General features: G+C 45.2%; 13 protein-coding genes. 11 read left to right on the top strand and 2 right to left on the bottom strand.

What is annotated here, in order from left to right; translation table 11 throughout:
• Positions 1–5 precede the first annotated feature (5 nt).
• Complete coding sequence (locus tag Q0307_RS07860) at positions 6–3,461, bottom strand: acyl-[ACP]--phospholipid O-acyltransferase (protein WP_298659082.1); 3,456 nt, start codon at positions 3,459–3,461, stop codon at positions 6–8.
• 310 nt (positions 3,462–3,771) lie between these two features.
• Here Q0307_RS07860 and Q0307_RS07865 point away from each other — a divergent pair, with 310 nt between their 5' ends.
• The 10 genes from Q0307_RS07865 to iscX all read left to right on the top strand — a co-directional run bounded on the left by Q0307_RS07865 (position 3,772) and on the right by iscX (position 10,900).
• Entirely contained in the window at positions 3,772–4,389 is a 618-nt protein-coding gene (locus tag Q0307_RS07865; protein WP_298659085.1) for a PIN domain-containing protein, read from the top strand.
• A gap of 187 nt (positions 4,390–4,576) precedes the next feature.
• Positions 4,577–5,338, top strand: coding sequence for a serine O-acetyltransferase (gene cysE / locus Q0307_RS07870; protein WP_298659088.1), 762 nt, complete (start codon positions 4,577–4,579; stop codon positions 5,336–5,338).
• Between the two features lie 103 nt (positions 5,339–5,441).
• Positions 5,442–5,906: an Rrf2 family transcriptional regulator gene (locus Q0307_RS07875; protein WP_298659090.1), complete on the top strand. Its 465-nt coding sequence runs from the start codon at positions 5,442–5,444 to the stop codon at positions 5,904–5,906.
• Positions 5,907–5,939: 33 nt separating this feature from the next.
• Positions 5,940–7,163: an IscS subfamily cysteine desulfurase gene (locus Q0307_RS07880; protein ID WP_298659093.1), complete on the top strand. Its 1,224-nt coding sequence runs from the start codon at positions 5,940–5,942 to the stop codon at positions 7,161–7,163.
• A gap of 15 nt (positions 7,164–7,178) precedes the next feature.
• Positions 7,179–7,562 carry a Fe-S cluster assembly scaffold IscU gene (gene iscU / locus Q0307_RS07885; protein ID WP_298659096.1) on the top strand — a complete coding sequence of 128 codons (384 nt, stop codon included), beginning with the start codon at positions 7,179–7,181 and terminating at the stop codon, positions 7,560–7,562.
• Between the two features lie 3 nt (positions 7,563–7,565).
• Positions 7,566–7,889 (top strand): iron-sulfur cluster assembly protein IscA, encoded by a 324-nt coding sequence (gene iscA / locus Q0307_RS07890; RefSeq protein WP_298659099.1) that lies wholly within the window; start codon positions 7,566–7,568, stop codon positions 7,887–7,889.
• 15 nt (positions 7,890–7,904) lie between these two features.
• Positions 7,905–8,444: a Fe-S protein assembly co-chaperone HscB gene (gene hscB, locus Q0307_RS07895; RefSeq protein WP_298659101.1), complete on the top strand. Its 540-nt coding sequence runs from the start codon at positions 7,905–7,907 to the stop codon at positions 8,442–8,444.
• Positions 8,444–10,351, top strand: coding sequence for a Fe-S protein assembly chaperone HscA (hscA, locus tag Q0307_RS07900; protein WP_298659104.1), 1,908 nt, complete (start codon positions 8,444–8,446; stop codon positions 10,349–10,351). Before hscB ends, hscA begins: the two co-directional genes overlap by 1 nt.
• On the top strand, positions 10,339–10,680 hold the full coding sequence (gene fdx / locus Q0307_RS07905; protein WP_298659107.1) for an ISC system 2Fe-2S type ferredoxin: 342 nt from the start codon (positions 10,339–10,341) through the stop codon (positions 10,678–10,680). Before hscA ends, fdx begins: the two co-directional genes overlap by 13 nt.
• A 10-nt stretch (positions 10,681–10,690) precedes the next feature.
• A complete protein-coding gene (iscX, locus tag Q0307_RS07910; protein ID WP_298659110.1) occupies positions 10,691–10,900 on the top strand; it encodes a Fe-S cluster assembly protein IscX in 210 nt (69 codons plus the stop codon).
• Positions 10,901–10,918: 18 nt separating this feature from the next.
• On the opposite strand, the gene Q0307_RS07915 is transcribed toward iscX, so the two are convergent.
• Positions 10,919–12,523: a M23 family metallopeptidase gene (locus tag Q0307_RS07915; RefSeq protein ID WP_298659113.1), complete on the bottom strand. Its 1,605-nt coding sequence runs from the start codon at positions 12,521–12,523 to the stop codon at positions 10,919–10,921.
• A gap of 324 nt (positions 12,524–12,847) precedes the next feature.
• Here Q0307_RS07915 and tyrS point away from each other — a divergent pair, with 324 nt between their 5' ends.
• Positions 12,848–14,047: a tyrosine--tRNA ligase gene (tyrS, locus tag Q0307_RS07920; protein WP_298659116.1), complete on the top strand. Its 1,200-nt coding sequence runs from the start codon at positions 12,848–12,850 to the stop codon at positions 14,045–14,047.
• Positions 14,048–14,102: the final 55 nt, after the last annotated feature.

Raw genomic sequence — 14,102 nt, forward strand, 5'->3', positions numbered from 1 at the left:
TAGTTTTAGATCATTGCACTTTGGGCAACTTTCCGTGCAGTGGCAAAATCAGTTTTACCGCTGCCTAGTTTAGGTACGGCTTCCACTTCATAGATTTCAGCAGGAATCATTAAAGGATTCATACCACTTTCTATAAGCTGCTTTTTCACTGTCTTAGGGTCATGTTCGCCACCCATTAGAAGTACCACTTTTTCGCCTTTTTTCTCATCCGGAAAGTTCACAGCAACTAAGTCAAGCTCAGGTTCTTTGAGAGCTTGGCGAATCGCTTGTTCAACGGCCGTGAGGCTTACCATTTCCCCGCCTAGTTTGGCAAAGCGTGAATAGCGATCCACAATCGTGAGGAAGCCATCCTCATCCACATGGCCTTTATCCCCTGATTTGTACCAACGCTGCCCTGCAATTTCAACCACTGCTTCTGCAGTTTTTTCCGGATTTTTCAGATAACCCTTCATCACTTGTGGGCCACCAATCAGGATGAGGCCATCCGTACCAGTGGGTAATTGCTCTAAACTCACTGGGTCAACAATCCGAAAGCTAGTACCGGGCAAGGGCATACCGACTGTGCCTTCACGACTCCCCGGTTGCACACGCCAACTACCTGGGTCTAATTTATCAGGGACATTCACGCTGGCCACTGGGGAAGTTTCAGTAGTCCCATAACCCTCTAAAATGGCTTTATTGAAACGCTGGCTAAACAGTTGGCGGACTTCGGGCGGTAACTTTTCTGCCCCTGCCACTACATAGCGTAAGGAGTTAAACATTAAAGGATGCACGCGCTGATTACGTGCATATAAACGTAAGAAGGTTGCTGTTCCGAATAGAATAGTAGCGTCATAGCGGGCAATCCCTTTAGCAATATTCACTGCATCGGTAGGGTCGGGGTGGCAAACAATTGGAATACCTTCCGATAAAGGCATAAAGGTACTCGCTAATAAACCGAAAGCATGAAAGGCAGGTAGTGTGCCCATCAAGACATCATCTTCACGAGTATTGAGCATATCGGCAATTTGGCGCGAGTTAATCGCTAGATTCCGATGTGAAAGCTCCACACCTTTAGGTGCACCTTCACTACCACTCGAAAATAAGATTGCTGCCGTATTATCCAAATGCACATGACGCAAATACAAAAGCTGTAACAAACGAGTCGGAAAGATCACCACAGCGAGCATCGTCAGAATGAGCTGTGATTTAGCCATACCCGCTTTTAAATCCTCCATATAAATCAGATTCAAATTTGGCAAGGCAGTAGCAATATCAATACCGCGCTCCAAGAGCTTTTTCAGGAAGAGTTTGGAGGTATAAAGGTTTTTTAATTCCGCTTGCTGCGCCGCACTCTGTAAGGCCTCCGCGCTGGCGGTATAATTCAGATTAACTACGGTTTTTCCTAAAGTCAGTACCGCCATATTGGCAATTGTGCTGCCGCTACTGGTCGGCAGTAAAATCCCAATGTTTTGTTCAGGACTACGCTGGCGAATGATATTGGCAAAGCTAAATACCGCTGTCATTAAACGATTATTGCCAAGCGGTTCACCCATCACATCCGTCGCGCCCATGCGGAAACTCAAGCGTTTTGCAGAGCGCACCCAACTGACTGGAATGGGGTCAATAATATGTGAATACGCTTCCCATGAAGTAAAGGATAAATCAAAAATATGCTGCTTGAGTTGATAGGCGGGGGTATCACTTGGTAAGGGTTTCCCAAAAGACACAATAATATCGCGCTTCAAACCAGACTGACGGGCTTCTCGCAAGAAACCACTAGAGCGTGAAAACCGACTGCCCCAGAGTCCATGTAAATAGAATGGAATAATCGTTGCCTCAGTACCGTGTACTGCTTTTTCATAACCACGTTTAAATTCGGAAAGTTGGCCAGTGCGACTAATCGCACCTTCTGGAAATAGGCAAACCATCTCACCTTTTTGTAGTAACCGTGCAATTTCGGCTAAAGATTCACTACTAGAACCACTTGCAATCGGAATCACACCGAACAAATCCAGCACGCCTTTTAAATACCAGCGCTCATAATAGCCACGCTCCATCACAAAGCGGACTTGGCGTGGTGAAGCCATTTGGACTAAAGCCCAGTCAATCCAGCTAATATGATTGCCAAGTAATAAGACACCACCACTCGTGGGTAGATTTTCAAAACCAATCACTTTTAAGCGATACGCAGCATGAAAAAAGCGGCTAGCAATGAAACGTAATAGGGATTGTGGTAATTGATAAACCGTATACAAGGCTCCCGCAATCACCACGATATTCAACACAAAAAATAAAAGTTTGCTGCCGATGCCATACCAAGCTAAAGCCATCGTGACTAGTAGGAACAGCAACATCACAGCAGTGCTCACTAGATTATAAGCAGCGAGCACTCGCCCTAAATGTTGGCTCGGCGAGTGGTATTGCATCAAAGCACTGAGCGGCACCATGAATAAACCACCCATTACACCTAAAAATAAGAAGTTAGCCGCCTGCCAAGCTGGATTTTCAAACCAAGTGACCAAAGCCACACTCAACATTACACCCAAAGCACCGACTGGAATGAGGCCAGTTTCAATATGCGTGCGCGATAAGCGCCCAGCCCAGAGTGAGCCAAGCACAATGCCGATGCCTGCACAGGCCATCAACATTTGTACCAAGGCTACATTAGTCATGCCTAAGTATTGTTTGCTGTATGCAGGGTAGGTAGCGAGAATAACTTGCGCGACTGCCCAGAACACCGATAGGCCGACAATTGATAACCAAATTAATGGCTGGCCCTTGACCCATGAAAACGTAGCTAAACCAGTCTTACCCTTTAAATAGTCCTGCCAAGCATATTTCATGTCAGGATCAATACTGCGCGTATTTGGAAGTTGATAAGACAGCCAAATTTCCACTCCAGTAATTAACACCAGTAACCAGCCCAAAGGGGCAAAATAACGGAAAATGTCTTCAGCATTTGTGAAGTTTTGGTTATTCGGTAGCACTAGTTCAAAGAATACTGAAAAGACTAGAGTTCCCAGCATAATGGCGAGCGTTACCGTTGATTGAGCAAAGGCATTGCCTTGAGGTAGTTGTTTATCGCCCAGCAATTCGCGGATATAGCCCATTTTCGCGGGTGAATAAAAAGCACTGTGTACGGCTAAGAAAAAAGTGAGGGCGAAACTAAACCAGAACCAACCCATGTAGTAACTGAAGGTGATGAGCAGCACCATCCCTAAACCTGCCCAAGCGCTATAGCGCATAACTTGTACTTTAGGGTATTTGTCTGCAAGGAAGCCGGTTGGAGTAAATAACAAAATAAATGGCAGCAAAATCAAGGCATTGACTAAAGTCGAAAGCACAATCTGCTCTTGACCGTCATACAGCTTAAACACTGTGTTCTGAATTAGAATTTTATGCCCTAAATCTACAAAGGCATTCAAAAATGCCATAGTGATAAAGGCGAAAAAACCACGGGTGCGCAACACGTCCCACATGGGAAGATCCTCCAGAATTAGGTAGTTATTTTATCAGTGCACACACCATACGATGTTTTGAGTCGATCTGCCAAGCGATGGTGAAAATCCGCTTCCATGATTTTGTCTTGACTACAGCCCAAACAACCACTTCTTTAAGCGAGGAGCGTTTATTGAGGATTGGGGTGCATTTTGTGGAGCCTTGGAAGCCGGAGCAGTTGAGTTTGGGGTTGGAGTAAATGCCAATGTGTAGTTGACGCTATCGTATAAAATTGACTCAAATGTTTGGCTAGGCAAAGATGGTGCCTAAAGCTTAGGGGTGATTAAAAAAATGACTAGCCTTGTTATAAGCCACCACATCTTTGTTGATTTTGAAAATGTACCAACTCTTGATCTCAGTCTATTGCAAGATCAGCCAGTCGAATTACTGATTTTGCTAGGCGCAAAGCAGCATAATTTACCCGTCAGTCTGGTCAAGCAGCTAATACAGTTCAAAGGCCAAGCTCAACTGGTAGAGGTTCATGTATCCGCAAAAAATGCCTTGGATTTTGTACTAGCCTATTACCTAGGTCAGTTAGCATGCCAGAAACCTGATCACAGTTTTTATATAATTTCCAAAGATAAAGGCTATGATGCCTTAGTTGGTCATTTGCATAGTAAGAAAATTAAAGTACAGCGACAGGATGAGTTGACAGGGATTCCTTTGTTTGGACAAAAAGTTTCAGACCTAAAGTCGAAGGCTGAGCTAAATAGCCTTGAACGCTTAACTGAGCTGCTTAAGCAAAGCCCGCGAAGCAGGCCAACTAAACGCCAATCTTTAATCACTTACACTAATTCTGTGTTTGCAAAAAAGTTAACTGCCGAAGAAGTAAATGACTTGATTGGTAAGTTACAACAGAAAAAACTGATTGGTTTTGATACAACTGACAAAGTTATTTATCACTTATAACTAAAACTTTCTTAGCGATACTTCGCTCCCTTATAGCTTTAGAGCCAATACAGCAAGAAGTCGTTTGAAGATACAGTTAGATAGGCTAGTTAACAGAGTTTGAATACCCAATTCACGCTAAGTGAATAGACCCGCTTGCTTGATTGCTCTACCATAAATGCCTCATTCAATGAGGAAAGGCTGATTTATGTTTGAGCGTATCCGTGAAGATGTCCTATGCATCTTTGACCGTGATCCTGCAGCACGCAATGTGTTTGAGATTGTCACGACTTATCCGGGGGTACATGCGATTGCTTGGCATCGCCTTAATCATTGGCTGTGGCAGCAAAATTTTAAGTGGCTAGCCCGTTTCCTATCAAATATTCCTCGTTGGTATACCGGTATTGAAATTCACCCGGGTGCAACCATAGGACGGCGTTTTTTCATTGATCACGGCATGGGCATTGTGATCGGTGAAACAGCAGAGATTGGCGATGATTGCTCGCTTTATCATGGGGTGACGTTGGGTGGGACGAGTTGGAAGCCGGGTAAGCGCCATCCGACTCTAAAGAATAATGTGGTGGTGGGGGCAGGCGCCAAAGTGCTTGGCCCGATTACTTTACATGATGGTGCGAGGGTTGGCTCTAATGCGGTGGTTGTCAAGGATATACCCGAAAACGTCACGGTAGTTGGTATTCCGGGGCGGGAGGTGACTAGCCGTACTACGGATGAAAAGCGCCGTGAAGCCTTAGCTGAAAAGTTGGGTTTCGATGCGTATGGTGCAACTCAAGATATGCCAGATCCGGTGGCGAATGCGGTGAATCGTATGTTGGATCATATTCACCTCATGGAAGAGCGTACTGATTGCTTATGTGCAGAGGTGCGCCGCTTGGGTGGGCAGTTGGAGATGAAACCCATGCCCAAATTGGATGCCGATTGCTTTAGCAAAGAAAATAATTATTCTATCTAAAAAGCAGCTTATTTATTAATTGATTACACTAAGAGTGCTGTTAATACTTGACTAGTTTTGTCGGGTATTGCTAGCATGTTGTTATCTTACTGGAGTCGATGCCATGAAACTGACAACCAAAGGCCGCTATGCGGTCACCGCGATGCTGGATTTAGCGCTGCATACTGGGGGCGAACCTGTTTCTCTAGCAGAAATTTCTGAGCGCCAAGATATTTCACTCTCGTATTTAGAGCAACTATTTTCAAAATTGCGCCGTGCAGGTCTAGTGGTTAGTATGCGTGGCCCCGGTGGTGGCTATCAATTAAGTGGGGATCCCGCAAAAATTGCCATTGCAGATATTATTGCGGCAGTGGATGAAAGTGTCGATGCTACCCGTTGCGGTGGCTTGGCGGACTGTCAAGGCAATAAGCGCTGCTTAACTCATGATTTGTGGTCAGATTTAAGTAATCAAATTCGTGTGTTCTTATCGGAAATTACTCTCGCCGATATGACTTCGCGGATTGAGGTGAAGGAAACTGCACAGCGCCAAAAGCAAAAAATTGAGTTTTTGTCTTCCTTATCCCATTAGTACCTTGCAATTGAAGGTTGAGTGTTACTGGCTATGAGTCTAGCAAAAGCGCCTATTTATCTTGATTATTCTGCAACGACACCGGTTGACCCGCGAGTTGCTGAAAAAATGATGCAGTATTTGACGATGGATGGTGTGTTTGGCAATCCGGCCTCGCGCAGTCATGCCTTTGGCTGGGCAGCGGAAGAAGCGATTGAGGATGCACGTGCTCAGGTCGCGGCTTTAATAAATGCTGATCCAAAAGAGATTGTTTGGACGAGTGGTGCTACTGAATCGGATAATTTAGCGATTAAAGGCGCAGCTCATTTTAATGAGCGCCGTGGCAAGCACATTATTACTGTCAAAACCGAGCATAAAGCGGTATTAGATACCTGCCGCCAATTAGAGCGCGAAGGTTTTGAAGTGACCTATTTAGATCCAGAGCCGAATGGTTTGTTGGATTTAGCGAAGTTTAAGGCTGCGATTCGCCCTGATACCACGGTCGTGTCGGTGATGCATGTCAATAATGAAATTGGCGTGATTCAAGATATTAAGACCATTGGCGAAATCTGCCGTGCCCATAAGATTGTTTTTCATGTCGATGCGGCACAAAGTGCCGGTAAAGTTGAAATTGATATGGAAACCATGCCAGTAGATTTAATGAGCTTTTCGGCGCACAAAATTTATGGCCCAAAAGGGATTGGTGCGTTATATGTGCGGCGCAAACCACGGGTGCGGATTGAAGCACAAATGCACGGCGGTGGGCATGAGCGCGGGATGCGTTCTGGCACTTTACCCACCCATCAAATCGTCGGTATGGGTGAAGCCTTTCGTATTGCTAAACTAGAAATGGCTGCTGAAAACGAGCGCTTAAGGATGTTACGTGATCGTTTGTGGCAAGGCTTACAAGATATTGACGAAGTTTATCTAAACGGTGATTTAGAACAGCGCATTGCGGGTAATTTAAACGTAAGCTTTAACTTTGTCGAAGGGGAAAGCTTAATAATGTCGCTGAAGAATCTAGCGCTATCTTCAGGCTCTGCTTGTACGAGTGCTAGCTTAGAGCCGAGTTATGTGCTGCGAGCTTTAGGACGCAGTGATGAGTTATCGCATAGCTCTCTGCGCATGACTTTTGGGCGCTTTTCTACTGTGGAAGATGTCGATCAGGCTTTAGCCAGTTTGCATCACGCGGTGAATCATTTGCGGGAGTTATCTCCCTTGTGGGAAATGCACCAAGAGGGCATTGATTTAAGTACCGTACAATGGGCCGCTCATTAAGTGTTGAGGTGAAAGATGGCATACAGTGAAAAAGTGATTGATCATTATGAAAACCCCCGCAATGTGGGCAGTTTTAATAAAGCGGACTTGCAGATTGGTACAGGCATGGTGGGTGCGCCAGCTTGTGGCGATGTAATGAAGCTGCAAATTAAGGTCAACGCTGAAGGCATTATTGAAGACGCTAAATTCAAAACCTATGGTTGCGGTTCAGCGATTGCCTCTTCTAGTCTATTGACGGAGTGGGTTAAAGGTAAAACCTTAGAGCAGGCCAAACAGATTAAAAATACCGATATTGCGGCTGAATTAGAGCTACCCCCCGTGAAGGTTCATTGCTCGGTGTTGGCGGAAGATGCGATTCGTGCAGCGATTGAAGATTATCAAAGCAAGCAACAAGGCTAGGCCATGACGATCACTTTGACTGAAAAAGCAGCGGAACGGGTTGAGAGCTTTTTAGCGAAACGCGGTAAAGGCATTGGTTTGCGCCTAGGAGTAAAAACAACGGGCTGTTCAGGCATGGCATACACGATGGAGTTTGCCGATGTGCTGGAAGAGACCGATACAGTGTTTGAAGCGGGTAAGGTGAAACTTATCATCGATCCCAAAAGCTTGGTGTATCTGGATGGCACTGAGTTGGATTATACCCGTGAGGGCTTAAACGAAGGCTTCAAGTTTACCAATCCGAATGAAAAAGCACGCTGCGGCTGTGGCGAGAGCTTCACTGTCTAATTAAAACGGGGCGCTATGTTACAGGATTTGCCGCGTGACTGGTTTGCCCTATTTGGTCTACCAGTTCAATTTGAAATTGATCAAACCGCTTTAACTCAAAGCTTTCGCGAACTGCAAACCCGTTATCATCCAGATCGTTATGCGCAAGCTTCTGAACAGGAAAAGCGCTTAGCGATGCAAATCACCTCTTTACTTAATGAAGCACATAGTACTTTGCGTCAGCCGCGCTTGCGTGCGCGTTATTTATTAGAACAAGCTGGAATTAGCTTTAATGACGACCGCGATACCACTAGTGATACAGGGTTCTTAATGCAGCAAATTGAATGGCGTGAAGCCATCGAAGAAGCTGAGGAAGCAGCCGAGCCTTTAGAGACTTTAGAGCAGCTAATGAAAGGTCTGAATACTGAATTGCAAAGTTTAGAACAGAGTTTCGCTAGAGCTTGGCAAACAAAAACTTATTTAGACGCGAAAACAACTCTACTAAAAATGCGTTTTTATGAGCGTTTACTGGAAGATGCACAAAGCCGCTTAGAGCGCTTAGAGGATGGATTGTAATGGCTCTGCTGCAAATTGCTGAACCGGGGATGGCGACTTTACCGCATGAACATCGGCTATCGGTGGGGATTGATTTAGGTACTACCAATTCTTTAGTTGCCACGGTACGCAGTGGTGTTGCTGATACCCTGCCTGATGAGACAGGTCAGCATTTATTACCTTCTGTGGTGCATTATTCAGCGGGCTCGAAGCCTCAAGTGGGTTTAGTCGCTCAGCAGCAAGCACTACAAGATCCTTTGAATACGCTAGCCTCGATTAAACGCTTAATGGGACGTTCTGCCAAAGAGCTACAAACTCTAGGTGGGCAGTTGCCTTATCAATTGATGGATGCTGAGGCGAATGTACCACGTATTCAAACGAGTGCGGGTGCTGTGACGGCGGTAGAAGTGTCAGCAGAAATATTGCGCGTACTTAAAGAGCGTGCGGAAGCAAGCTTAGGTGGTGAGTTATCGGGCGTGGTGATTACTGTGCCTGCTTATTTCGATGATGCACAACGCCAAGCGACTCGTGATGCGGCGAAATTAGCGGGTTTGCAAGTCTATCGTTTATTAAATGAACCAACCGCTGCTGCAGTGGCCTATGGTTTAGATCGTCAAGACACTGCTAGTACCGAAGGTAAAGTGATTGCAGTTTATGATCTCGGTGGGGGAACCTTTGATATTTCTATCTTGCGCCTACACAAAGGTGTGTTTGAGGTAATGGCAACGGGTGGCGATTCGGCTTTAGGTGGTGATGATTTTGATCATGCTGTGGCTGGATGGTTGTTGCAGCAAGCGGGTCTGGAAAATATACAAGATGCGCAAGTTCTACGCCATGCCTTAGTGTTAGCGCGCGAGGCTAAAGAAACTTTAAGTGGCATCGAAACTACTTCCATTCAACTGCATGATTGGCAAGGTGAGTTAAATCGTTCTCAACTGAATGCGTTGATTGCGGGTCTTATCAAAAAGACCCTAGTCGCTTGTCGGCGGGCTTTACGGGATGCAAGTTTAGACAAATCGCAAATCCAAGAAGTAGTTATGGTCGGTGGCTCGACACGTGTGCTAGCTGTGCGTGAGCAAGTCGGTGCTTTTTTTGAGCGTGAGCCGCTGGTGGAGATTGATCCTGATCGGGTCGTAGCTTTAGGGGCTGCGATTCAAGCAGATATTTTGGCAGGAAATAAGCCTGATACAGCGATGCTGCTTCTGGATGTGATTCCGCTATCTTTGGGATTAGAGACGATGGGGGGCTTAGTAGAAAAAGTCATTCAGCGCAATACCACGATTCCCATCGCACGTGCTCAGGAGTTTACCACGTTTAAAGATGGACAAACCGCTATGTCGATTCACGTGCTGCAGGGTGAGCGCGAAACCGTCGATGCTTGCCGTTCCTTGGCACGTTTTTCTTTGCGTGGTATTCCACCAATGGTCGCGGGTGCGGCACGGATTCGCGTGACTTTCCAAGTAGATGCTGATGGTCTACTTAGTGTGAGTGCGCGTGAAGAATCAACGGGCGTCACGGCTAGTATTGAAGTAAAGCCTTCCTATGGTTTAAGCGATACTGAAATCGAAACCATGCTGCGAGATTCGATGCAAAACGCGCGGGTGGATATGGAGGCGCGGCGTTTGCGTGAGCAGCAAGTTGAAGCAGATCGGGTCTTAGAAGCTCTAGATTCAGCCTTGCAAGTCGATGGTGAAGTGCTCTTGACGGTTGCAGAGCGAGAGATTCTGCTCGCTAAACGTTCAGAGCTTTCAGCCGCTCGCACGAGTAGTCAGGTAGCTACGATTCACCAAGCTATTAAAGCGCTTGAGCAAGCCGCTGAAATCTATGTGGCGCGTCGTATGAATGCCTCCGTACGTGCTGCTATGGCCGGTCATAAAGTCGATGAGTTTTCAGCCGATACAGGATTTAATCGCCCATGCCAAAGCTAATATTCCTACCCCATGAAGATTTGTGCCCAGAAGGTGCTTTATTTGAAGTATCTGCTGGTGTCAGCATCTGTGACGCTGCACTGAGTAATGGCATCGAGTTAGAGCATGCTTGCGAGAAATCCTGTGCTTGTACGACTTGTCATGTGTATATCCGTGAAGGTTTTGACTCCTTAGAGGAAGCCACGGATCAAGAAGAAGATTATCTGGATAAAGCTTGGGGTGTTGACCCAGATTCACGCTTAAGTTGCCAAGCCTTGGTCGGTGAGGAGGATTTAGTGATCGAAATTCCTAAATATACGATCAATATGGTGTCAGAAAGTTCACATTAAGGGGTTGGGAATGGATAGTCTAAAATGGACGGATACTTTAGAGATTGCGCTAGAGTTGTTGGAGAATCACCCTGAGCTTGATCCGCGTTACATTCGCTTCACCGATTTACATGCTTGGGTACTGGCTTTAAGTAATTTTGCGGATGATCCGCATCGCTCGAACGAAAAGATTTTGGAGGCGATTCAAATGGCTTGGATTGAAGAGGCCGATTTAGACTAGCCTCTTCACTGTTAGAGTTTAACCGCCAAATTCACGGCGTACATTGCGTTCAATGGACGCAGTTTCGCGCAGTCTAATCAATTGGTTAGTGAGGTTGCGGGCGTACTCTTTGAAATCTTGCATTTCAATAGGGCTTAAAATACCTTTTTCCGGCAGAGCTACCGTCATCGGGTCTTGGGGTTCGCCATTGATTTTGAATTCATAGTGCACATGGTTACCGGTGGAGGTTCCAGTAGAACCTACATAACCAATTACATCTCCACGTTTGACGGCATCACCATCCGCTAAGCCTTTCTGGTAATTCGACATATGTCCGTAAAGCGTGCTAATACCCTCACCATGATTTAACTCAATAACTTTGCCATAGCCGCCTTTACGTCCTACATATTGTACCTTACCATCGCCTGTCGCATATATCGGTGTACCGTAGGGTGCTGCAAAATCAGTACCTGCATGCATTCGGCGGAAGCGGAATACTGGATGCACTCTTGAGCCAAAACCGGAGGATAGTCGACCTGCACCCTTTAACGGTAAGCGATTGAAAGCCACTTGTTTCAGTTCTGTTTCTTCATCTGGACGCAAATAGCGGGTTTTGCCAGAAGCTAATTGGAAGCGGATGCGTTGATAGCTTTCCCCTTTGTGATTAAATTCAGCCGCTAAGATATTCTGCGAGAAAATGCGCTCACTTTGATAATAAAAATCTTCAAAAATTACAATGACTTGATCGCCGATGGCAATCTGGCGAAAGTCGATATCCTCCTTAAACATCTTGCTGAGTTGCCGCGTAATCGAAATCGGTAAACCTGCTTTATTTGCTTCATAGTGAAAAGGATTATGCACGGTGAAGGCAACCCGATTTTGTTGTTCTTCAAAAACTTCATTGTCCCAGCGCCCTAAATATTTGCCATCTTGCTGAGAAATAATGTAAGCCGTGCGCTTACCGGTGGCATAAATGATTTGCTTGACCGCATCATCACTGACTTGGATGAAAACTTTATTACCCGATTGCAAGTTAGACAAAATATTGGCGTTTTCAGGTTCGGCGGTGAGGGCGGCTAAGTCAGTAGAGACATTTAATTCTGCCAATACTTCCTCAATATCTGTACCTGCTACTATTGGATAGAAAGTCCATTCACCATGACTAGCAGAAGGCAAAGCCTCCATTTCGTAGCCTGCATAGGTTTCAGTGACAGTAGGTAAGCTAAGCGCCTCAGTAGTTTGTGCTTCACGTAAAACGGCTGCTTGTGCTTCATCTGATAAATCGCCGTCATTACGTGGGTCTGAAAGCAACACAGTTGAGTGTACTGGAATATTCCCTAAAGCCATTAATATCGTAGCAACAACTAAAGACCGACTTAGGATATAACGTGATGTTTTGTGTTTCAGCGAGCGTACTGGTTTGAGCTTAGCAGATTTAGCTTCGGGTGTATGGGCAGTAGCTGTAAGAATAGGTGATTTGCTTTTAGCAGGTTTGTAGGGGTTTACCTCGGTTTGAGCTTTTTGCTGAGTTTGTGCTCGAACTTCTGCAGAGCTAGTGATCGCATGAACTTCATCCAGTTTGTTCGTTTCTTTTCTGCCAATGGTAATTTCAATACCGCCAACCGGAAGGTTGTAACGTTCCATTGCCTGGCTCCACTTATTATTATTTTTGTTTGTAGGAGGCGAAGGTCTTTTGCTGGTGTTTAACAAAATAACAACTCCCTTGTGCAGCCTTCGCTATTACCAAAATAAGCTTTAAAAACTTACACTTGGCGCGAGGCTAACTGAAAGGCACTGAATCATGCCTGAACTTTTAGAGGCTTCCAACCAAAAAAATTAAATCAAATTAACCGACAAATTATTGGGGTGGGTAACCACGTAAACTTAGCTAACTAAGGGATTCGTGGTAAGCTACTTCGCGCTTTTTAGGGTAAAACCGTTTTCTTGTCAATCATTGGAACCGAGTTGATCATGCAGTCCTCCGATATTCTGAACGAATTAGAACGTGGCACAGAAGAGATTTTAGTCAAGTCTGAGCTAGTTAATAAACTTAATAAAGGTCGTCCTTTAAGAATAAAGGTTGGATTCGATCCTACAGCCCCTGATTTGCATGTAGGGCATACCGTCATCATTAATAAGATGCGCCAATTCCAAGAGTTAGGGCATCAAGTTATCTTCTTAATTGGTGACTTTACCGGACGAATTGGTGATCCTACTGGTAAGTCCGCGACTCGTCCGCCTTTGACGGAAGAGCAGGTCAATCAAAACGCGACCACTTATAAAGAGCAAGTATTCAAAATTCTCGATCCTGAAAAAACTGAAGTGGCTTTCAATTCGACTTGGATGGCGAAAATGAGTTCGGCTGAAATGATTCAGCTAGCTGCGAAACAGACAGTTGCCCGTATGTTGGAACGTGATGATTTTAGTAAGCGTTATAAGTCGAATCAGCCGATTGCGATTCATGAGTTCTTATATCCACTGGTGCAAGGTTACGACTCAGTAGCTCTACGCGCCGACGTCGAAATGGGTGGAACCGATCAGAAGTTCAATTTGCTAGTTGGGCGCGAATTGCAGCGTATGTATGGGCAAGAGCAGCAAGTGGTGATTACCCTACCGTTATTAGAAGGTTTAGATGGCGTCAATAAAATGTCCAAATCTTTAGGTAACTATATCGGTATCACCGATGCGCCCAATGATATGTTCGGGAAGGTCATGTCAGTTTCTGATGAGTTGATGTGGCGTTATTTTGATTTGTTGAGCTTCCGTCCACTCTCTGAAATTAAGAAGTTGCGCCAAGAAGTAGTTGATGGCTTCAATCCGCGTGACGTGAAATTCTTATTAGCGGAAGAGCTGATTACTCGCTTCCATAACAAGGCTGCAGCGGCAGCAGCACAAGAAGACTTTATTACGCGTTTCCAAAAAGGTACTTTGCCGGATGACCTGCCTGAAGTTAGCATCGAAATTGGGAGTGTACATTTACCGATTGCCAATATTTTAAAGAATGCAGGTTTGGTGGAGAGCACTTCGGAAGCTTTTCGCATGATTCAGCAAGGTGGTGTAAAAATCGATGGCAATAAGGTCGAAGATCGTAATTTATTGATCTCAAAAGGAACTATTGCAGTTATTCAAGTAGGCAAAAGAAAGTTCGCTAAAGTGACCATAAAATAGTTTAAAAAAACTTTATCAAGGTAGTTGACGGTAGATGTGTGGTCTGTATAATGCG

Source organism: uncultured Thiothrix sp., assembly GCF_937873765.1.
In the GTDB taxonomy this organism is placed as follows: Bacteria; Pseudomonadota; Gammaproteobacteria; order Thiotrichales; family Thiotrichaceae; genus Thiolinea.